The 19,230-nt window shown below is 63.7% G+C and carries 18 protein-coding genes; 7 read left to right on the top strand and 11 right to left on the bottom strand.

The features are described from left to right. The 6 genes from AC1M7R_RS07735 to exaC all read right to left on the bottom strand — a co-directional run bounded on the left by AC1M7R_RS07735 (window position 1) and on the right by exaC (window position 7,030). Window positions 1–654, bottom strand: a complete 654-nt coding sequence (locus AC1M7R_RS07735) for a DedA family protein (protein ID WP_072431405.1) — start codon at window positions 652–654, stop codon at window positions 1–3. 273 nt (window positions 655–927) lie between these two features. Further along, on the bottom strand, window positions 928–1,389 hold the full coding sequence (locus AC1M7R_RS07730; protein ID WP_072395750.1) for a GNAT family N-acetyltransferase: 462 nt from the start codon (window positions 1,387–1,389) through the stop codon (window positions 928–930). Window positions 1,390–1,495: 106 nt separating this feature from the next. Continuing rightward, entirely contained in the window at window positions 1,496–2,320 is an 825-nt protein-coding gene (gene eutC / locus AC1M7R_RS07725; protein WP_092181358.1) for an ethanolamine ammonia-lyase subunit EutC, read from the bottom strand. 25 nt (window positions 2,321–2,345) lie between these two features. After that, window positions 2,346–3,740, bottom strand: coding sequence for an ethanolamine ammonia-lyase subunit EutB (locus tag AC1M7R_RS07720; RefSeq protein WP_165887257.1), 1,395 nt, complete (start codon window positions 3,738–3,740; stop codon window positions 2,346–2,348). 140 nt (window positions 3,741–3,880) lie between these two features. After that, entirely contained in the window at window positions 3,881–5,251 is a 1,371-nt protein-coding gene (gene eat, locus AC1M7R_RS07715) for an ethanolamine permease (protein ID WP_072395756.1), read from the bottom strand. 258 nt (window positions 5,252–5,509) lie between these two features. Continuing rightward, window positions 5,510–7,030: an acetaldehyde dehydrogenase ExaC gene (gene exaC / locus AC1M7R_RS07710; protein ID WP_072395758.1), complete on the bottom strand. Its 1,521-nt coding sequence runs from the start codon at window positions 7,028–7,030 to the stop codon at window positions 5,510–5,512. Between the two features lie 489 nt (window positions 7,031–7,519). Between exaC and AC1M7R_RS07705 the strand changes: the two genes are divergently transcribed. The 4 genes from AC1M7R_RS07705 (at window position 7,520) to AC1M7R_RS07690 (ending at window position 11,939) form a co-directional block, all read left to right on the top strand. Next, window positions 7,520–9,424, top strand: coding sequence for a sigma-54-dependent Fis family transcriptional regulator (locus AC1M7R_RS07705; RefSeq protein WP_072395771.1), 1,905 nt, complete (start codon window positions 7,520–7,522; stop codon window positions 9,422–9,424). A 244-nt stretch (window positions 9,425–9,668) separates the two neighbouring features. After that, a complete protein-coding gene (gene mpl, locus AC1M7R_RS07700) occupies window positions 9,669–11,018 on the top strand; it encodes a UDP-N-acetylmuramate:L-alanyl-gamma-D-glutamyl-meso-diaminopimelate ligase (RefSeq protein WP_072395773.1) in 1,350 nt (449 codons plus the stop codon). Next, window positions 11,015–11,662: a flavin prenyltransferase UbiX gene (gene ubiX, locus AC1M7R_RS07695; RefSeq protein ID WP_072395775.1), complete on the top strand. Its 648-nt coding sequence runs from the start codon at window positions 11,015–11,017 to the stop codon at window positions 11,660–11,662. Before mpl ends, ubiX begins: the two co-directional genes overlap by 4 nt. Beyond that, complete coding sequence (locus AC1M7R_RS07690) at window positions 11,655–11,939, top strand: YceK/YidQ family lipoprotein (protein ID WP_072395777.1); 285 nt, start codon at window positions 11,655–11,657, stop codon at window positions 11,937–11,939. The genes ubiX and AC1M7R_RS07690 overlap by 8 nt, the downstream gene beginning before the upstream one ends. A 215-nt stretch (window positions 11,940–12,154) precedes the next feature. Here AC1M7R_RS07690 and AC1M7R_RS07685 read toward each other — a convergent pair whose 3' ends face one another. The 3 genes from AC1M7R_RS07685 to AC1M7R_RS07675 all read right to left on the bottom strand — a co-directional run bounded on the left by AC1M7R_RS07685 (window position 12,155) and on the right by AC1M7R_RS07675 (window position 15,101). Beyond that, window positions 12,155–12,796, bottom strand: a complete 642-nt coding sequence (locus tag AC1M7R_RS07685) for an oxidoreductase (protein WP_072395779.1) — start codon at window positions 12,794–12,796, stop codon at window positions 12,155–12,157. A 27-nt stretch (window positions 12,797–12,823) separates the two neighbouring features. Next, entirely contained in the window at window positions 12,824–14,542 is a 1,719-nt protein-coding gene (locus AC1M7R_RS07680) for a C13 family peptidase (protein WP_490610326.1), read from the bottom strand. Window positions 14,543–14,645: 103 nt separating this feature from the next. Further along, complete coding sequence (locus tag AC1M7R_RS07675; RefSeq protein ID WP_072395783.1) at window positions 14,646–15,101, bottom strand: MaoC family dehydratase; 456 nt, start codon at window positions 15,099–15,101, stop codon at window positions 14,646–14,648. A 186-nt stretch (window positions 15,102–15,287) separates the two neighbouring features. Here AC1M7R_RS07675 and AC1M7R_RS07670 point away from each other — a divergent pair, with 186 nt between their 5' ends. From AC1M7R_RS07670 to AC1M7R_RS07660, 3 genes are read left to right on the top strand one after another with little or no spacing between them, the layout of a single operon-like run. Then, the gene (locus tag AC1M7R_RS07670) at window positions 15,288–15,653 is read left to right on the top strand and encodes a CidA/LrgA family protein (RefSeq protein ID WP_072395785.1); all 366 of its coding nucleotides are present in this window, start codon (window positions 15,288–15,290) and stop codon (window positions 15,651–15,653) included. Then, the gene (locus AC1M7R_RS07665; RefSeq protein WP_072395787.1) at window positions 15,650–16,366 is read left to right on the top strand and encodes an LrgB family protein; all 717 of its coding nucleotides are present in this window, start codon (window positions 15,650–15,652) and stop codon (window positions 16,364–16,366) included. Before AC1M7R_RS07670 ends, AC1M7R_RS07665 begins: the two co-directional genes overlap by 4 nt. A gap of 11 nt (window positions 16,367–16,377) precedes the next feature. Next, the gene (locus AC1M7R_RS07660; RefSeq protein WP_072395798.1) at window positions 16,378–16,968 is read left to right on the top strand and encodes an LON peptidase substrate-binding domain-containing protein; all 591 of its coding nucleotides are present in this window, start codon (window positions 16,378–16,380) and stop codon (window positions 16,966–16,968) included. 51 nt (window positions 16,969–17,019) lie between these two features. On the opposite strand, the gene AC1M7R_RS07655 is transcribed toward AC1M7R_RS07660, so the two are convergent. Both AC1M7R_RS07655 and AC1M7R_RS07650 read right to left on the bottom strand, forming a co-directional pair. Continuing rightward, window positions 17,020–18,336, bottom strand: coding sequence for a bifunctional DedA family/phosphatase PAP2 family protein (locus tag AC1M7R_RS07655; protein ID WP_072458854.1), 1,317 nt, complete (start codon window positions 18,334–18,336; stop codon window positions 17,020–17,022). Between the two features lie 198 nt (window positions 18,337–18,534). After that, a complete protein-coding gene (locus AC1M7R_RS07650) occupies window positions 18,535–19,215 on the bottom strand; it encodes a DNA-3-methyladenine glycosylase (protein WP_072395802.1) in 681 nt (226 codons plus the stop codon). Window positions 19,216–19,230 lie beyond the last annotated feature (15 nt).

Here is a 19,230-nt window from a genome sequence, read left to right as displayed (position 1 = left end):
TCAGCGCGATGCGGCGTTGGAACCGCGGGCCAGGCGGCTGCGGACCAGGCTGATGACCATCGGCAACAGCGACAAAAGGATGATGCCCACCACCAGCAGCGACAGGTTCTGCTTGATGAAGGGCACGTTGCCGAAGAAGAAGCCGAGGGTGACCAGGCCGCCGACCCACAGCACGGTGCCGAGTACGCTGAAGCCGAAGAAGCGCACGTAGGGCATTTTCGCCACGCCGGCGACGAAGGGGGCGAAGGTGCGGATGATCGGCAGGAAGCGCGCCAGGGTCACGGTCTTGCCGCCGTGCTTGTCGTAGAAGTCGTGGGTTTGTTGCAGGTAGTCGCGGCGGAAGATCTTCGAGTTCGGGTTGCTGAACAGGCGCTCCCCCGCCGTGCGGCCGATGAGGTAGTTGGTGCTGTCGCCGAGAATCGCCGCCAGCATCAGCAGGCCACCCAGCAACCAGGGGTCCATGCCGCCGCCCGCCGCCACGGCGCCGGCGATGAACAGCAGCGAATCCCCCGGCAGGAAAGGCGTCACCACCAGGCCGGTTTCACAGAAGATCACCAGGAACAGGATGGCGTAGATCCACGGCCCATAGTTGGTCACCAGCATGTCGAGGTACACATCGAGGTGCAGGATGAGGTCGAGGGGGTTGAAATCCATGCAAAACACCTGTGTTGGTGGCCTGGCTCGGCAGGCTTTGGGTCGGGCTTTGAGTATGACTACAGCGTGTGTAGCTTTTTCTTACAAGCCGGGAAGAGCGGCATTATACGGTCTGGAGGGGGAGGTGCGGGGTGAGTTTGTAGCTAGGGATTTCGGTGGTGTTGTGGCGGGGTGAAGGCTGGGTGAAGGCTGGGTGAAGGCTCTTGTGGCGAGGGGATAAATCCCCTCGCCACAAGAGGGGTGGTGTTGTGGCATGGGGACTCAGCCGCAGGGTCAGATCCCTTCGCTGATCGGCAGCACGTAGTTCTTGAACTCGGTGTCTTCCTTGAAGCCGATGGACTCGTAGGTTTTCTGCGCCGCTTCGTTGTTGCTGCTGGTGGAAACGCGCATGCGCACGGCGTTGGTTTCCTTGGCCATTTTCTTCGCGGTGCGGATCAGGTGGTCGGCCACCAGCTGGCGGCGGGCATCTTCGGCGACGTAGATGTCGTTGAGGATCCACACGCGCTTGAGGGACAGGGACGAGAAGCTTGGATAGAGCTGGCAGAAGCCCAGCAGCTTGTTGTCGTCGTCATCGGGCAAGGCCAGGTAGATCACCGACTCCTTGCGGCGCAGGCGCTTCTCGAGGAAGGCCCGGGAAGAGTCCGGGTACGGCAGTGAGCCGTAGAATTCACGGTATTTGACGAACAAGGGCGTCAGCAGGTCCAGGTGTTCCAGGGTCGCTTGGATAATCCGCATGGTAGGTCTCGCTAACAAAAGGTCGACAGAAGTTCTGACAACGATGGTGCCTTGTCGTGCTTCGATGCTGCCTGAAAGCGCATCAGAAACGCAATCGGGCGCCGGATCAGTCTTGGGGCGGCATCAGTAGGAAGTTACCTTTCATATCGGCGTTTTTTTCCGACTCTAGAGTGTGAACCTGGGCTTCGTCCTTCAGGTTGACCCCCGAGAGCTGTCGGCGGCAGGCCTCGCGCATCAGGTAGATCAGGCGATGGGCCGCCATGCCGTAGCTCAGGCCTTCGAGCCGGACGTTGGAAATGCAATTGCGATAGGCGTCGGTCAGGCCGACCTTGGGGTTGTAGGTGAAATACAGCCCCAGGCTGTCGGGGGAGCTGAGGCCGGGGCGTTCGCCGATGAGGATCACCGACATTCTTGCGCCGAGCCGCTGCGCCACTTCGTCGGCCACGGCGACGCGGCCCTGTTCCACCAGGACCACCGGCGAAACCGACCAGCCTTCGGCGGCGATCTGCTCTTCCAGGCGCGCCAGGAATGGCAGGGTATGGCGATGCACGGCAAGAGCGGAGAGGCCGTCGGCTACCACGATGGTCAGGTCAACGCCGCCGGGGTGGGCGGCGGCGTAGTCCTGCAGGGTCCGGGCGGACGCTTCGTCGAGCCGTCGGCCCAGGTCCGGGCGCTGCAGGTAGCTGTGGCGGTCGCTGGCGGCACTGTGGAGCAACAGGCTCTCGCGACCGCGCTCGCTCAGTTGCGTGCGCAGGCCCTGGTGATCGAATGCCAGGTGCACGGCGTCCCGGGCCTGGGCGTGGGCATACTGGAAATCCAGCTGTGCCTGGGTGGGCAGGCTGGTGCCGGTGCGGCCCAGGGCGATGCGCGCCGGTGTCAGGCGGCGCAGTTCCAACCAGGGGTTTTGCGTGTCGACAGGTTTTTTATCCATCGGCCAATACTCATCCAAATGCGGCTTATCCCAAATGTGCCAAGGCGTGGCGGAACGCCGGTGGCAGGTTGTCGCCGAACCGCACCCGGCCATCGGCCTGGGTAAAGATGCCCATGTTGGCGAGCCATTGTTCGAACTCCGGCGCCGGTTTCAGGCCCAGGGTCTGGCGGGCGTAGAGGGCGTCGTGGAACGAGGTTGTCTGATAGTTGAGCATGATGTCGTCGGAGCCGGGAATGCCCATGATGAAGTTGATCCCGGCCACCCCCAGCAGGGTCAGCAAGGTATCCATGTCGTCCTGGTCGGCTTCGGCGTGGTTGGTGTAGCAGATGTCGCAACCCATGGGCACGCCCAGCAGCTTGCCGCAGAAATGGTCTTCGAGGCCGGCGCGGATGATCTGTTTGCCGTTGTACAGGTACTCCGGGCCGATGAATCCTACGACCGTGTTCACCAGGAATGGGTTGAAATGCCGGGCCACGGCGTAGGCTCGGGTTTCGCAGGTCTGTTGATCCACGCCGTGATGGGCGTTGGCCGACAGGGCACTGCCCTGGCCGGTTTCGAAATACATCAGGTTGTTGCCGAGGGTGCCGCGATTCAGGCTGAGCCCGGCGTCGTAGCCTTCTTTCAACACGTTGAGGTTGATGCCGAAACTGGCGTTGGCCGCTTCGGTGCCGGCGATGGACTGGAACACCAGGTCCAGGGGCACGCCACGGTTGGCCGCTTCAATGGAGGTGGTGACGTGGGTCAGCACGCAGCCCTGGGTGGGGATGTCGTAGCGCTGGATGATGGCGTCGAGCATTTCCAGCATGGCGCAGATCGAGGCCGTGCTGTCGGTGGCGGGGTTGATGCCGATCATGGCGTCGCCGTTGCCCAAGAGCAGGCCGTCGAGGATGCTGGCGGCGATTCCGGCGGGCTCGTCGGTGGGGTGGTTGGGCTGCAGGCGTGTGGACAGCCGGCCACGCAGGCCGAGGGTGCCGCGAAATTTCGTCACCACGCGGATTTTCTGCGCCACCAGCACCAGGTCCTGGACGCGCATGATCTTCGACACCGCCGCCACCATTTCCGGCGTCAGGCCCGGGGCCAGCGCCCGCAGGCTGTGCTCGTCGGCGGCATCGCTGAGCAGCCAGTCCCGAAACCCACCGACGGTGAGGTGGCTGACCGCTGCGAAGGCCTGTTTGTCGTGGGTGTCGACGATCAGCCGGGTGACTTCGTCGGCCTCATAGGGAATCAGTGCTTCCTGCAGGAAATGGCTGAGGGGCAGGTCGGCCAGGGCCATTTGCGCGGCCACCCGCTCGCCATCGTTGAGTGCGGCGACCTCGGCCAGGAAATCCCCGGAACGCGCCGGGCTGGCCTTGGCCATCAAGTCCTTGAGGCTGTCGAAGCGATAGGTCTGGGCGCCGACGGAATGGGCGAATGCGGCCATGGGCGGTGTCCTCCTGATTCTCTGAATAACTTGAATACACCCCGTGACCCTGTGGGAGCGAGCAAGCTCCCTCCCACAGGGGGTTGGCATGCACTTCTATATGGCAGGCACCGGGCCCTCAGCCCGGTGCCGGTGCAACTTCAGATACCTGTGAGCATAGCGTCCGCCGGGGCGTTGGAGCGTTGCTTGGCGGTCAGTTGGAAATACAGGTAGCCGGCAATCATGAAACCGAGGAAGACCAGGCAGATCACCGGGTTGAACCAGGCCATCGCCACCAGGCACACCACCGCCAGGAACAGCGCGATGCCCGGTACGATCGGGTAGCCCGGGGCGCGGAAGGTGCGTTCCAGGTTCGGTTCGGTCTTACGTAATTTGAACAGGCTGAGCATGCTGATGATGTACATCACGATGGCGCCGAATACCGACATGGTGATCATCGCCGCCGTCAGCGTCATGCCTTGCAGGTTCACCAGGCCATCGCTGTAGATCGCCGCGATGCCGATCACGCCGCCGGCCAGGATCGCCCGGTGCGGAGTCTGGAAGCGGGACAGCTTGGCCAGGCCCCGTGGCAGGTAGCCGGCCCGGGCAAGGGCGAAGAACTGGCGCGAGTAGCCGAGGATGATCCCGTGGAAACTCGCCACCAGGCCGAACAGGCCGATCCACACCAGCATATGCATCCAGGTCGAGTCGTTGCCGACCACGGCTTTCATGGCCTGGGGCAGCGGGTCATTGATGTTCGACAGTTGCCGCCAGTCGCCTACGCCGCCGGCCATGATCATGACGCCGATGGCCAGGAAGACGAGGGTCAGGATGCCGCTGACATAGGCCCGGGGAATGGTGCGTTTCGGGTCCTTGGCTTCTTCGGCGGCCATGGCCGCGCCTTCGATGGCCAGGAAGAACCAGATGGCGAAGGGGATCGCCGCGAAAATGCCCGGGATCGAGGCGAGGCTGAACTCGTTGGAGCCGGCCCAGCCGTTGAGCACGAAGTTGCTGAAGCTGAAGCCCGGCGCGACCACGCCCATGAACACCAGCAGTTCGGCGACCGCCAGCACCGTGACCACCAGTTCGAAGGCGGCGGCGATGCTGACGCCGAGGATGTTCAGGGTCATGAAGATCACGTACGCGCCGACGGCCGCGAGCTTGGGATCCAGTTCCGGAAATTGCACGTTGAGGTAGGCGCCGATGGCCATGGCGATGGCCGGCGGCGCAAAGACGAATTCGATCAGGGTGGCGATGCCGGCGATCAATCCGCCTTTCTCGCCAAAGGCCCGACGGCTGTAGGCAAAAGGCCCACCGGCGTGGGGAATCGCGGTGGTCAGTTCGGTGAAGCTGAAGATGAAACAGGTGTACATCAGCGCCACCATGAGGGCGGTGACGAGAAAGCCCAGGGTCCCTGCGGTTCCCCAGCCGTAGCTCCAGCCGAAGTACTCGCCGGAAATCACCAGGCCGACGGCAATGCCCCATAAATGCAGGGTGCCGAGTGTGGGTTTGAGTTGAGTCGTGGTTGTCATAAGTCCTCTCTTCTTTTTTATTGTTCGATCTGTTGGACTTTCGGGTTTGTGGTGGAGCGGGCACGCAAGGCTCATGCCAGAGCGGTGGGCGGTAAATTGATGTTGTCAGTGAGGGCGCTCTTGCGAGCAGGCTCGCTCCCACAGGGATCTGTGGATAACTCTTTTTCCAGGGTTGGCAACAGATCCACTGTGGGAGCGAGCCTGCTCGCGATAGCTATCTAAGGGGCAAGGCAGGAGAACCTGCCTTGCCCCAATGGCTTAGAAGAACCCCAGCGGATTGATGTCGTAGCTCACCAGCAGGTTCTTGGTCTGCTGGTAGTGGTCGAGCATCATCTTGTGGGTTTCACGGCCGACACCGGACTTCTTGTAGCCACCGAACGCGGCGTGGGCCGGGTACAGGTGGTAGCAGTTGGTCCAGACGCGCCCGGCCTTGATGGCCCGGCCCATGCGGTAGGCCCGGTTGATGTCGCGGGTCCACAGGCCGGCACCGAGGCCGAACTCGGTGTCGTTGGCGATGGCCAGGGCTTCGGCTTCGTCCTTGAAGGTGGTGATGCTCACCACCGGGCCGAAGATTTCTTCCTGGAACACGCGCATCTTGTTGGTGCCCTTGAGCAGGGTCGGCTGGATGTAATAACCGCTGGCCAGGTTGCCCTCGAGTTTTTCCACCGCGCCGCCGGTGAGCAATTGCGCGCCTTCGCCCTTGGCGATCTCCAGGTACGAGAGGATCTTGTCGAACTGCTGCTCCGAAGCCTGGGCGCCGACCATGGTGTCGGTGTCCAGTGGGTCGCCGCGCTTGATCTGTTCGATTTTCTTCATCACCACTTGCATGAATTCGTCGTAGATCGACTCCTGCACCAGGGCACGGGAAGGGCAGGTGCAGACTTCGCCCTGGTTGAAGAACGCCAGCACCAGGCCCTCGGCGGCTTTTTCGATGAAGCTTGGCTCAGCCTGCATGATGTCTTCGAAGAAGATGTTCGGCGACTTGCCGCCCAGTTCCACGGTGGACGGGATGATGTTCTCGGCGGCGCATTTCATGATGTGCGAGCCCACCGGGGTGGAGCCGGTGAAGGCGATCTTGGCGATGCGCTTGCTGGTGGCCAGGGCTTCACCCGCTTCCTTGCCGAAGCCTTGCACCACGTTGAGCACGCCGGGCGGCAGCAGGTCGCCGATCAGTTCCATGAGCACGCAGATGCCCAGAGGGGTTTGCTCGGCCGGCTTGAGCACCACGCAGTTACCGGCGGCCAGGGCCGGGGCCAGTTTCCAGGCGGCCATCAGCAGTGGGAAGTTCCACGGGATGATCTGCCCGACCACGCCCAGTGGCTCATGGATGTGATAGGCCACGGTGTTGCCATCGATCTCGGCGGCCGCCCCTTCCTGCGCCCGCAGGCAGCCGGCGAAGTAGCGGAAATGATCCGCTGCCAGGGGGATGTCGGCGTTGAGGGTCTCGCGTACGGCCTTGCCGTTGTCCCAGGATTCGGTGATCGCCAGGGTCTCGAGGTTCTGTTCGATGCGGTCGGCGATCTTCAGCAGGATCAGCGAGCGCGCCTGGGCCGACGTGGCGCCCCAGGCATCAGCGGCAGCATGGGCGGCGTCCAGGGCCTTTTCGATGTCTTCGGCCGTGGAGCGCGGGAATTCGGCAATGGGCTGGCCATTGACCGGGGAAGTATTGGTGAAGTATTGACCTTTGACAGGCGCGACGAACTCGCCGCCGATGTAGTTACCGTATTTGCTCTTGAACGAAACGATAGCGCCTTCAGTACCGGGGTGAGCGTAACGCATGATGAGTTCTCCTTGGCTTTTGTGCTTATACGGGAGGCCGCGCAAATCGAGCGCCGGTATTTAAGCCTAGAGCAAAGGTTGGGCCATTGCCTTGCAAGGCCCGTAAACCAAGACTTCAGGAGGAGTTCGTCGGACAAACGGATGGCTGGTGTGACGATAGCGATACGGCGGGTGTGACACTTTGTGCCATGGGTGAGACAGTCTGTGACTGCCGGGGCTCGCCAGCATTGCATTGCCGGTTGGGCTGGAGGATGCTGGGGCATGCGCCAGATGGCCTGCCGAACACCGTTATGGCGAAGGGGTATCTTTTGGTGAGTGGATGTACCTGTGGCGAGGGATCTATCCCCTCGCCACAGGTTAAGTGCCAGCCCCGGGATCAAGTGCCCAACCAGGTTCAAGCGTCACGTACAGGTTAAGTGTCAGATAAAGCATCAGGTGTCCGGACCGTTACTCCAACAAGGCCGCAACCTTCGGGGAGAATAATAAGAAATGCACAGCAACCATTTGACCCGCCATGCCCAGCAAGTCTTCACGGTCACCCAGGGTAAGGCCCATTTGCAGGGCCCTGGCAGCGATCCATCGATCGCCCGTTCCTGGCTGCGCTGCCTGGAGGATTATCACCTCGACCCGGCCCAGAACCTGGCGCCGACGGTGCTCGAGCATGGCCGGGTGCTGGAGAGCCGCGAGCGCCTGCAGCAGGTGCTGCATATCGCCGGCACGGAAATGACCAGCCTGCACCAGCAACTCTCCGGCGCCGGTCATGCGGTGCTGCTCACCGACGCCCGGGGGGTGATCCTCAATTGCGTCACCGCTCCCAGCGAACGCAAGATCTTCGAACGGGCCGGCCTCTGGCTCGGCGCCGACTGGAGCGAAGCCTGCGAAGGCACCAACGGCATCGGCACCTGCCTGGTGGAGCGCCAGGCCCTGACCATCCACCAGGAAGAACATTTTCGCGGTCGCCATACCGGCCTGACCTGCTCGGCGAGCCCGGTCTTCGACCCGCACGGCGAATTGATGGCGGTGCTCGACGTGTCCTCGGCCCGGCCCGACGTGTCGCGCCAGAGCCAGTTCCACACCATGGCGCTGGTCAACCTGTCGGCGAAGATGATCGAGAGCTGCTACTTCCTGCGTTGCTTCGACGATCAATGGCTGTTGCGCTTCCATTTGCAAGCCGAATCCGTGGGCCTGTTCAGCGAAGGGCTGCTGGCTTTCGATGGCGAAGGGCGGATCCGCGCGGTCAACCAGAGCGCCCTGAACCTGCTTGGGCACATGCGCGGTGGCTTGATCGGTCAGCGGGTCGAGGACTTTTTCGACTGTTCCCTGGACGAATTGCTGGGCCGGGCCAGTCCCCAGGCCAGCGCCAGTTGGCCACTGCGCAGCCGAGATGGGCGGCATCTGTTCGCTGTCTTGCGTGGCCAGGCGCGCAGCGTGCCGGTGCCGATCGCGCCGGCGCTCAAGGCCATCGAACCCGCGCGGGCGTCGGGTATCTGCCTGGGGGATACGACGCTTCAGGAGCATTTTCGCAAGGCGCTGCGGGTGTTCGAACGCGACGTGCCACTGCTGATCCATGGCGAAACCGGCTCCGGCAAGGAGGCGTTCGCCAAGGCCGTGCACCACGCCAGCCAGCGCGCCGGCAAGCATTTTGTCGCCCTCAACTGCGCGGCCATCCCGGAAAGCCTGATCGAGAGCGAACTGTTCGGTTATCGCGGCGGCAGTTTCACCGGGGCCCGCAAGGAAGGCATGCGCGGCAAGCTGCAGCAGGCCGACGGCGGAACGTTGTTCCTGGACGAGATCGGCGACATGCCCCTGGCCTTGCAGACCCGGCTGTTGCGCGTGCTTGAAGACCGCCAGGTGGTGCCCATTGGCGGCGAGCCCGAGCCTGTCAACGTGCGCATCATCAGCGCAACTCACCGGCAATTGCTCGAGCGGGTCCGGGATGGCAGCTTCCGCGAGGACCTGTATTACCGGCTCAACGGCCTGGAGATTGCCTTGCCGCCATTGCGCGAGCGCAGCGACAAGGCCCAGTTGCTGGATTTCCTGCTGGCCGAAGAGGCTGGTGCCGACACGATCAACCTCGATGAACCGGCACGCCAGGCGTTGCTGGGGTTCGACTGGCCGGGCAATGTGCGGCAGTTGCGCAATGTCCTGCGCACCCTGGCCGCGTTGTGCGAAGGCGGGCGGATCGGCCTGGAAGACTTGCCGGCGATGATCCGCCAGCGCCCGGTTGCCGTGGTCGAAACGGTGGCAGAACGGCCCCTGGAAGATGCCGAGCGCCTGGCGTTGCTCGATGCCCTGGAGCGTCAGCGCTGGCACATGACCCACACGGCGGAACAACTGGGGATCAGCCGCAATACCCTTTACCGAAAGTTGCGTAAACACGCCATCGCCCGCTGAGCCGCAGCGCATCTACCTGAAGGAGTGCGGTCAACTGTGGGAGCGAGCCTGCTCGCGATAGCGGCGGCACCTCCAACATCAACGCAAGTTGACCCACCGCTATCGCCAGCAGGCTCGCTCCCGCAGGGGGTATGGGCTGTTTGCAAGTCTGGCGGGCACCTGTAAAGGCGGCGTGAAATCGAAACACAAGGTGCGATTTCCCCCTCCCTAGGCTAACCTGCGGCCATGTTTTACGAGGTCGACTATGCACATCCATATTCTCGGTATTTGCGGCACTTTCATGGGTTCGATGGCGGTCCTGGCCAAGGAGCTGGGCCATCACGTGACCGGCTCCGACGCCAACGTCTACCCACCGATGAGCACCCAGCTGGAAGCCCAGGGCATCGAACTGACCCAGGGCTATGACCCGGCGCAACTGGACCCCGCGCCGGACCTGGTGGTCATCGGCAACGCCATGTCCCGTGGCAACCCGGCGGTGGAATACGTGCTCAACAAGGGCCTGCCCTATGTGTCGGGGCCGCAGTGGCTGGCCGACCATGTGCTGCAGGGCCGTTGGGTCCTGGCAGTGGCCGGCACCCACGGCAAGACCACCACCAGCAGCATGCTGGCCTGGGTCCTGGAGCACGCCGGCATGAGCCCGGGCTTCTTGATCGGCGGCGTGCCGCAGAATTTCTCGGTATCGGCGCGCCTGGGCGGCACGCCGTTTTTCGTGATCGAGGCGGACGAATACGACAGCGCGTTCTTCGACAAACGCTCGAAGTTCGTCCATTACCGTCCCCGCACGGCGATTCTCAACAACCTTGAATACGATCATGCGGACATCTTCCCTGATCTGGCCGCCATCGAACGGCAGTTCCATCACTTGGTACGTACCATCCCGAGCGAAGGCCTGGTCATCCACCCCACCACCGAACCGGCCTTGCAGCGCGTCATCGAGATGGGCTGCTGGACCCCGGTGCAGACCACCGGCGCGGGCGGGCAGTGGCAAGTGAAATTGCTCAGCGAAGATGGCTCGCAGTTCGAGGTCATGTTTGAAGGCCAATCCCAGGGTGTGGTGGAGTGGGCGTTGACCGGCCAGCACAACGTCGCCAACGCCCTGGCGACACTGGCGGCGGCCCGGCATGTCGGTGTGGTGCCTTCCATGGGCATCGCCGCATTGAGCGCATTCAAGAGCGTCAAGCGGCGTATGGAGATAGTCGCCCAAGTGCGCGGCATCACCCTCTATGACGACTTCGCCCACCACCCGACCGCCATCGCCACCACCCTCGACGGTTTGCGCAAGCGCATCGGCGATGCGCCGTTGATTGCCATTATCGAGCCGCGCTCCAACTCCATGAAGCTTGGTGCGCACCGTGATGGCCTGCCCGAAAGCGTGGTGGATGCCGATCAGGTGATCTGGTACTCACCGGCCAACCTCGGTTGGGACCTGGGAGCCACTGCGGCGTTGTGCACGGTGCCGTCGATTGTCAGCGATTCCCTGGAAGGCATCATCGAGCGCGTGAAGAGCCAGGCACAGCCCGGCACGCACGTGGTCATCATGAGCAACGGTGGCTTTGGCGGCCTGCATGGCAAACTGGCCGAGGCGCTCAAATGAATACTCGCCTGGGGGACAATGGCCCCGAACGCATCACACTGGCAATGACTGGAGCTTCCGGCGCCCAGTACGGCTTGCGCCTGCTCGATTGCCTGGTGCGGGAAGATCGCGAGGTGCACTTCCTCATCTCCAAGGCGGCGCAACTGGTGATCGCCACCGAGACCGACGTGAGCCTCCCGGCCAAGACCCAGATGATGCAGGCGTTCCTCACCGAATACACGGGAGCTGCGGCGGGGCAGATCCGTGTGTACGGCAAGGAGGACTGGATGTCGCCGGTGGCTTCCGGCTCCGGCGCGCCGGCGGCGATGGTGGTGGTGCCGTGTTCCACCGGAACCCTGTCGGCGATCGCCACCGGTGCCTGCAACAACCTGATCGAGCGGGCCGCGGACGTGACGCTCAAGGAGCGCCGGCAGTTGATCCTGGTGCCTCGGGAGGCGCCGTACTCGAGTATTCATCTGGAGCATATGCTCAAGCTGTCGAACATGGGCGTAACCATCCTGCCGGCTTCCCCCGGGTTTTATCACCAGCCGCAGACCATCGACGACCTGATCGATTTCGTGGTCGCGCGAGTCCTCAATCTGCTGAACATTCCCCAGGACATGTTGCCGCGTTGGGGGGAGCATCATTTGAGCAGCGATGAATAAGCTGCTGGTCCTGGCGCTGGCGCTGCAACTGGCCGGCTGTGCCACCGCTCGTACCCTCGACGCCGCCAAGCCTGGTGCGCCGGTGGTATATGCCGGGACGCGGCTGGATCTCTATGCCCTCAATGGCGGTTGTTGCGCCAAGGACCGCTTCGGCGCCGAGGCCCCGCGCTATCCAGGCGTCGACCTGCCGGCCAGTGCGTTGCTCGACACCCTGTTGCTGCCGCTGTCGTTGTTCACGGCAATGGGTGTGGGGTTCCAGGCGACTGGCGGGATGTAGGGCTCAGAAGAGGTAGCTGCACGAAAGCACTCCCGTGGCGAGGGGATTTATCCGCGCTGGACTGCGCAGCAGTCCCAAAACCGCAACAGGCGTATATCAGGCCGATCGAGCTGGCTGCCTTGGGGCCGCGTCGCGGCCCAGCCGGGATGAGTCCCCTCGCCACAATTGCCTCGCACCACAAGCGCTTGGCTTGGATACGGGGCCGCTTGCCCAGCCTACTTGCCCAGCTTGCGCAACTCATCCGACTCCACCACCCGCACCCCATCCTGCTCTTCCAGGGCCAGGCGCCACATGGCGCGGGCCAGTTGGCAGGCTTCGATGCCGTGGTACTTGCCCGGGATCAGCTTCGACAAGGGGCCGGCCAGTTGCTCGGCCAGGCGAGGCTCGGGCCGTTCCCCCAGCAGCAGGGAAGGCCGGCAGATGGTCAGTTGCGGCCAGTCCTGGGCCTTGAGCGCCGCTTCCATCTCGCCTTTGACCCGGTTGTAGAAGATCGACGATTTTGGATCGGCCCCCAAGGCGCTGATGACGATCAGGTGCCGGGCCCCCAGTTCCCGGGCACGCTTGGCAAACGCGACGACCAGGTCCAGGTCCACCGCGCGGAAGGCCTGTTCGGAGCCGGCTTTCTTGAGGGTCGTGCCGAGGCAGCAAAAGGCGATATCGACCTGGCCGTCGAGTCGCGGCAGTACGTCGGCCGGCTCCCCGACCGGGTTTTCCAGGCGCGGGTGCTCCGCCAATGGCCGGCGTGAAGGTGCCAGGACCCGGCTGATGGTCGGTTCGTTAAGCAACCGGTCCAGTAGGTGTTCCCCGGTCAGCCCGGTAGCGCCGGCGAGCAAGACATGCTGAGGCGTCAAGTACATGGTGTTTCCCCCTTGATACGGTTCAGCTTAGTTGCTCTTTTGGCCCTCGTCGTTCAGTGCGGTACTTTGCAATGCTTTGCGCGCCTGCTGTTTACGCAGCAGTTGCCAGTGGGAAAGCACCGTCCTGGGCGCCCAGATCTGCGGTTCGGAGGCTTCGAAATTGTCCGCCTGTTCCCGTTCGGCAACGGTGGCCTTGGCCAGCTTGAAAGCCTGTTCCAGGTCGTCGGTCTGGTTCAGTGCCTGGGCGAACAGCGCATCGCCGAAATAAGTGAAGTTGGCCTCCTCGGAACAGCCGAAGGACACCCGGTCCGCCCGGGAAGCGGTCATGATCAGGGTGCGTTCGTCCTTGAGGGCCGGAATGAAACCCCCTGAGTAGCAGGCCGAGATCACCACGATCTTGTCGCGGTTTTTCAGGGGCGCCAGCACCGCCGCCAGTTCATCGGCGGGCAGGTCGGCCAGTTCCATGCGCGGTTGGTCCAGGACCAGTTCATGTTCGCTGGTGCCATGGCTGGTGAGGTAGATGAACACCAGGTCTTCCGGGCCGCTGCGCTCGGCCAGTGTGCGGGCGGCGCGCCGCAGGCTTTCGCGGGTGGCCATGGGACGGTCGCCCAGGTGGTCGCGATGGTTGACCAGGCGGATCTGGCCGAACGCACCGAAGCGGCTGGTGAGCATGTTGGCGACATAGTCGGATTCGCGCAGGAACACGCTCTGCTTGCCGTCGCCGCCCAGGGTCAGGCTGTAGAGCTCCACCGCTGCCGTCGAGGCGGGGATGTCGGCCAGTGCGTCGTCCAGCAGCCGGCCCTGGGCCAGCAGGCCGAGTTCGAGCACATCCGGCAGCGGTTTGCCGTCGGCGTCGCGCACCCGCTGGCCATTGGCCCAGATACCGCTCTGTACCGTGCCGTCGGAGAGCGCCAGGGTGCCGCGACCGTTATAGCTGTCGTTTTCGAACTGGCCGATGTAGAAGCTGCCATCGGGCAGGTTCAGGCGGCCCTGGCCGGTGAAACGCCATTCATTGAATTGACCGCGGTAATGGCTGCCATCGGCACCGATCAGTTCGCCCTTGCCGGTGAGGGCGCCTTCCTTGAACTGGCCGATCCAGACATCGCCATCGGCGTTTTCGTAGCGACCGCGGCCGCTGAGCTGGTTGTCCTTGAACCCGCCGACGTAGACATCGCCATCGGCGCTGTTGAAGGTGCCCCGGCCTTGCAGCTGGCCGTCGACGAAGTTTCCGGTGAACTGATTGCCGGCGGCATCCAAGCGTTGGCCTTCTCCGTTGGGCTTGCCGTTGGTGAAGGGCCCCTGGTACTGGCTGCCATCGGCGAGCTCAAGGCGTCCGAGGCCTGAATACCGGTCGGCCTTGAATTCGCCGCGGTAGGTCATGCCGTTTTCCTTGAGCGTGCCTTCCCCGTCCCGCCGGCCGTGCTTGAACCCGCCGCTGTAGCTGCTGTTGGGCGTGCTCAGGCTGCCCTGGCCATGGAACAGCCCATGCTGGAACTGGCCGCGGTAGACCTCGCCGTTGCTGCCGTGCCATTCCCCATTGCCATGCCATTGGCCCTGGTCGAACTGCCCGGCGTACCAGCTGCCGTTGGGGTAGTCGACGCGCCCCTGGCCTTGCAGCAGGCCGTTCACCAGCTCACCGCGGTAGCGGCCGCCATCGGGCAGGCGAGCGTCGGGCGGCAGCAGCGATTCGCCGTCGCCGCAGGCAGTCAGCAAGAGGGTCAGGGCCAAGGGAGCAAGTGAGCGCATAACGGGGATCCAGGTAATCAGGCGACGAGTATGCCGCAGCTGCGCCTTCTGGATATAGAGAAGCGGTGCGAAACTGCCTGGGCGGCTTCGCTTCCGCCTGGGTTCACACGAAGCAGAGCGACAGGGGCTCGGCGATGTAGGCCGGTTTGTCCGAACCTTCGATTTCCAGCGTGGCGGTGGCCTTGAGCAGCCATTGGCCGGGTTTTTTCTCGGTCACGTCCACCAGGTCGACCTTGAGCCGGACCCTGGAATCGACTTTCACCGGCTGGATGAAACGCACGCTGTCGAGTCCGTAGTTGACCACCATCTTCACGCCCTCGGGCAGGATCAGGATGTCTTCCATCAGCTTGGGCATCAGCGACAGCGACAGGAACCCGTGGGCAATGGTGCTGCCGAACGGGGTCTGTGCCGCCTTGACCGGATCGACGTGAATGAACTGGAAGTCACCAGTGGCTTCGGCGAACAGGTTGATGCGGTCCTGGTCGATGCTCAGCCATTCGGAACGTCCCAGTTCCTTGCCGACATAATCTTTGAGCGCTGCAACAGGCACATAGGGCATTGAGACTCTCCTTGGTTCATCGGTTTTATCTGGAGCGGGGACCTGGGCCCCCGGAGAACCACTGTAGATCAACATGACGGACCGGGCAGGTCATCGACCATGCTTTTTACGAATGCCGGACCATAGCGCGGGCATGCTTATAATGCGGGCGCATTCAATGGGGACATGTCGCGGGGGAAAGAGCGGATGCTGTTACGGGGCCTGACCTGGCTGGTGCTGTTCCAATTGCTGGGCACCGCCATCAATCACTTGTTCTTGCCGGTGCTGCCGGGGCCGATCATCGGCCTGCTGCTGTTGCTGGGTTACCTGGTCATGCGGGGCGAGGTCAGCGAGCCGCTGAGCCTGGCCGCCAGCAGTCTGTTGCGGTACCTGCCCTTGCTGCTGGTACCGCCGGCGGTGGGGGTGATGGTCTATGCCCGGGCCATCGCCGCCGACTTCTGGGCCATCGTCGGGGCGCTGACGTTGTCGCTGGTCTTCTCCGTGGCGCTGACCGGCGTGCTGATGCAGCGCCTGGCCCGGCGTCACGCTCCGGCGCCGGAGGACTCGCAATGATGCTCGATTGGCAAGGCGCCTGGACCTCGGTGATCCATCATCCACTGTTTGGCATCGGCATCACCCTGGGTGCCTATCAACTGGTGCTGGCAGCGTTCGAAAAGACCCGCTGGATATTCCTGCAACCGGTGTTGATGTCGATGCTGGTGCTGATCGGTGTGCTGGTCGGTTGCGGCATCAGCTACGCCGAATACCGCAAGAGCACCGAGATCCTCAGCATCCTGCTGGGCCCGGCCACGGTCGCCCTGGCGGTGCCGCTGTATTTGAACCTGCGGCGGATCCGGCAATTGTTCTGGCCGATTTTTACTACGCTGGTGATAGGCGGGGTGTTCGCCACCGGGTCCGCAGTGCTGCTGGGGTGGGCGTTGGGGGCCGAGCATATGATCCTGATGACCATGGCGCCCAAGTCGGTGACATCGCCGATCGCCATGCTGGTGGCCGAGCAGATCGGCGGCGTGGCGGCCATGGCCGCGGTGTTCGTGCTGATCACCGGCGTGCTGGGGGCGATCCTGGGGCCGGGCATCCTGGACCGCCTGGGCGTGCGCAGCCCTGAGGCGCGGGGCATGGCGTTGGGCCTGACGGCCCATGCGGTGGGCACTTCGGTGGCATTGCAGGAAAGCGAGGAGTCCGGCGCCTTCGCGGCGCTGGCGATGAGCCTGATGGGCGTGGCCACGGCGGTGCTGCTGCCGCTGGTTGTATCGATGACCGTCTAAGGAACTGGGTTATGACGTTGCCGCTTTTCCCGTTGAACACGGTGCTGTTTCCCGGGTGCATCCTCGATCTGCAGATTTTCGAGGCGCGCTACCTCGACATGATCGGCCGCTGCATGAAGCAAGGTGAGGGGTTCGGGGTGGTGTGCATCCTCGATGGCCAGGAAGTCGGCATCGCGCCGCAAGGCTACGCGCGGGTCGGCTGTGAGGCGCGGATCACCGACTTTTCCCAGCAGGACAACGGCCTGCTGGGGATTCGCGTGCAGGGCGCACGCCGCTTCATCGTGCACAGCAGCACGGTGCAGCCGGATCAACTGACGGTCGCTGAAGTGGAGTGGCTGGAGGAAGAGCCGGAGCAACCGTTGCAGGACGAGGACGCCGACCTGGTGGCGTTGCTCAAGGCCCTGGCCGAGCATCCGATGGTCGAGGCGCTGAACATGGGCACCGAAGCGACCGGCCAGCAATCGCTGGCCAACCAACTGGCCTACCTGCTGCCGTTCAATGAGCTGGACAAGCTCGACCTGCTGCAGCTCGACGATCCCCAGCAGCGCCTGGACGCCATCCAGGCCTTGCTCGACGAGTTGCAGGGCGAACTCTTCGCCTGACACCACCAGACAGCACCGATCCCCTGTGGATGCGAGCTTGCTCTGGATTGCCTAATAGGCATACCGCAGCATCCCATGGGGCAGGTGTCGCAATGCAAAGAAGCTGAACCCCGCCACCAGGGCCGGCAGGACCAGCCACCAGATCTTCGGCGGCATGGCCGGCAGCGGCGCCTGGCGCTGGCTCAGCCACAGCATGGCGGCGCAGACGCAGGCGGCGAGCATGGCGCCAGCCAGGATGTCGCTCGGCCAGTGGACGCCGAGGTATACCCGTGACAGCGCGATGGCCAGGGCCGGCATGCAGCCCAGCAATAGCCAGGTCAGGCGCAGGCGCGGCGGCTGGCCACGCCCGGCCAGGACGGCGAGGGCCAAGAACATCGCGAACGAGCCGGAGGCATGGCCGCTGGGCATGCTGTAGCTGGTCAGGGGTTCGGTGAGGATTTCCGGACGCATGCGGGCGAAGAAATGCTTGAGTCCGGTATTGGCCAAGGCGGTGATCAGCATCGTCGAGCCGGCGAAGATTGCCTGTCGCCATTGACGTGCCACCAGCAGCAGGACGGTAAGCAATACGCTGAAAATCAGCATGTAGCGAAATTCGCCGATCAGCGTGAAAGTCACGGCGATTTCATCCAGGTTCGGGCTGCGATGCTCCTGGACCAGCGCCATCAGGCCCTGGTCGAAGGCGCTCAGGTAGCGGAACCCGATGAACAGGCCGATCAGGATCACCAGGCCCAGGCCGGCGATCAATGCCGCGGCATGTCGATGGCGGCGCAGGCTGCTGTTGACGCTCAAGCCGATCATCACGGCGATGCTGCCGATAACCACGCCGGCCTGGGGCCAGAAGCCTTCGGGCAGCGGCAGGCGAAACGCCGCCCCGGTGGCCCAGCCCGGCAGCAGGTACGCCACGCTCCAGCCCGCTGCGGCCAGCAGGCTGACGGCGGCAAAGCGCGGGAACGGCATGTCGCACATCCCGGCCACCATCGGCAGCATCGGCCTCAGCGGGCCGATGAAGCGGCCCACCAGCAGACTGGCGATGCCGTAGCGCTGGAAATAGTTTTCCGCGGCGCTCATCCATTCCGGGTGATGGCGCAGCCCCGGCAGGCGCCGGATGTTCTGGTGGAAGTGCCGCCCCAGGAAATACGACACCAGGTCCCCGAGCAAGCCCCCCAGCAGGCCCAGCAGCAACGTCTCGCCCAGGGACAGCGCGCCGCTGCCGGCCAGCACCGCCACCGCAAACAGCAGCACGGTACCCGGCACGATCAGCCCGGCGATTGCCAGGCATTCCACACATGCAACGATGAATACCGCTACCGCAAGCCATTGCGGGTTGGCGGCCAGCCATCCTGTGATGCTATCGAGCCATGGGCCCATAAGAACAACTCCGTTGAAAAGTGATCGGCATGCAACCTTTCCTGCACCGGGCCCTTGCGGGAGCGAGAGACCGTGGTCACCGAGACCCTTGTGGGAGCGAGCTTGCTCGCGATGGCGGTGGGTCAGTCAGCCCCCCATTCTGCTGATCCGACGCTATCGTGAGCAAGCTCGCTGCCCCAGGGTTCGGCGGTGCTGTGTTCATCCAAGCAAAAAATAGTCGCGACCTTCGACCTGGCCGCGTCGCAACGGGTTACGGGTGCACCAGGGGGCATAGGCCGCATCGACGAAGCGATAGGGCAAGTGTTCGTCGCGCCCCAATGGGATGCCCAGGCGGGTGGTCTGGATCACATTGACCGTCGGTACGCCCACGTCCTCCACCAGCAGGCGTTCGGGGTCGAAGCGCCTGGCATCCCAGTCCGGCACTTTCAGACCCAGGGCCTTGCACAGCAGGGTCTGGCCGGCGCAGAGCTTTTGCGGCGTGCGCGGGCGACCCTGGGCGTCGGGGTTGTTGAGCAGCATCTGCGCCAGGCTCTGGGGTCCGGAAATGCCATCGACCCAAGGGTAGGCCGATTTGATCAACACGGCGTTACCCGGGCCCTGGGCGCTGAAGTTCAGCGAATCGCCGCCCCGGGCGTAGTACATATAGATGTGTCCGCCATCCAGAAACAAAGCCTTACGTTTTTCCGTGTAGCCCAGCGAGGCGTGGCTGCCTTTTTCGGCAAAGTAATACGCCTCGGTCTCGATGATCCGCGCGCTGAGCCACAGTTCGCCAACCTTGTGGCGGATGACTTTGCCCAGCAGGTCCTGGGCCAGTACCTGGGCGTCGCGATCGAAGAAGGCGTGGGGCAGGGCAGTGGGCGTAGAAGGCGAGTCGGTCATGACGATGGGCGAAGT

Source organism: Pseudomonas sp. MS01C9 (assembly GCF_058202755.1).
The sequence above is the reverse complement of the archived record's forward strand: the minus strand, read 5'-3'. Positions and strand labels throughout refer to the sequence as shown.

Excerpts from the sequence above, each read along its gene's own strand:
- AC1M7R_RS07735 (WP_072431405.1), bottom strand. The coding sequence starts at position 654 with ATGGATTTCAACCCCCTCGACCTCATCCTGCACCTCGATGTGTACCTC.
- AC1M7R_RS07730 (WP_072395750.1), bottom strand. The coding sequence starts at position 1,389 with ATGCGGATTATCCAAGCGACCCTGGAACACCTGGACCTGCTGACGCCC.
- eutC (WP_092181358.1), bottom strand. The coding sequence starts at position 2,320 with ATGGATAAAAAACCTGTCGACACGCAAAACCCCTGGTTGGAACTGCGC.
- AC1M7R_RS07720 (WP_165887257.1), bottom strand. The coding sequence starts at position 3,740 with ATGGCCGCATTCGCCCATTCCGTCGGCGCCCAGACCTATCGCTTCGAC.
- eat (WP_072395756.1), bottom strand. The coding sequence starts at position 5,251 with ATGACAACCACGACTCAACTCAAACCCACACTCGGCACCCTGCATTTA.
- exaC (WP_072395758.1), bottom strand. The coding sequence starts at position 7,030 with ATGCGTTACGCTCACCCCGGTACTGAAGGCGCTATCGTTTCGTTCAAG.
- AC1M7R_RS07705 (WP_072395771.1), top strand. The coding sequence starts at position 7,520 with ATGCACAGCAACCATTTGACCCGCCATGCCCAGCAAGTCTTCACGGTC.
- mpl (WP_072395773.1), top strand. The coding sequence starts at position 9,669 with ATGCACATCCATATTCTCGGTATTTGCGGCACTTTCATGGGTTCGATG.
- ubiX (WP_072395775.1), top strand. The coding sequence starts at position 11,015 with ATGAATACTCGCCTGGGGGACAATGGCCCCGAACGCATCACACTGGCA.
- AC1M7R_RS07690 (WP_072395777.1), top strand. The coding sequence starts at position 11,655 with ATGAATAAGCTGCTGGTCCTGGCGCTGGCGCTGCAACTGGCCGGCTGT.
- AC1M7R_RS07685 (WP_072395779.1), bottom strand. The coding sequence starts at position 12,796 with ATGTACTTGACGCCTCAGCATGTCTTGCTCGCCGGCGCTACCGGGCTG.
- AC1M7R_RS07680 (WP_490610326.1), bottom strand. The coding sequence starts at position 14,542 with ATGCGCTCACTTGCTCCCTTGGCCCTGACCCTCTTGCTGACTGCCTGC.
- AC1M7R_RS07675 (WP_072395783.1), bottom strand. The coding sequence starts at position 15,101 with ATGCCCTATGTGCCTGTTGCAGCGCTCAAAGATTATGTCGGCAAGGAA.
- AC1M7R_RS07670 (WP_072395785.1), top strand. The coding sequence starts at position 15,288 with ATGCTGTTACGGGGCCTGACCTGGCTGGTGCTGTTCCAATTGCTGGGC.
- AC1M7R_RS07665 (WP_072395787.1), top strand. The coding sequence starts at position 15,650 with ATGATGCTCGATTGGCAAGGCGCCTGGACCTCGGTGATCCATCATCCA.
- AC1M7R_RS07660 (WP_072395798.1), top strand. The coding sequence starts at position 16,378 with ATGACGTTGCCGCTTTTCCCGTTGAACACGGTGCTGTTTCCCGGGTGC.
- AC1M7R_RS07655 (WP_072458854.1), bottom strand. The coding sequence starts at position 18,336 with ATGGGCCCATGGCTCGATAGCATCACAGGATGGCTGGCCGCCAACCCG.
- AC1M7R_RS07650 (WP_072395802.1), bottom strand. The coding sequence starts at position 19,215 with ATGACCGACTCGCCTTCTACGCCCACTGCCCTGCCCCACGCCTTCTTC.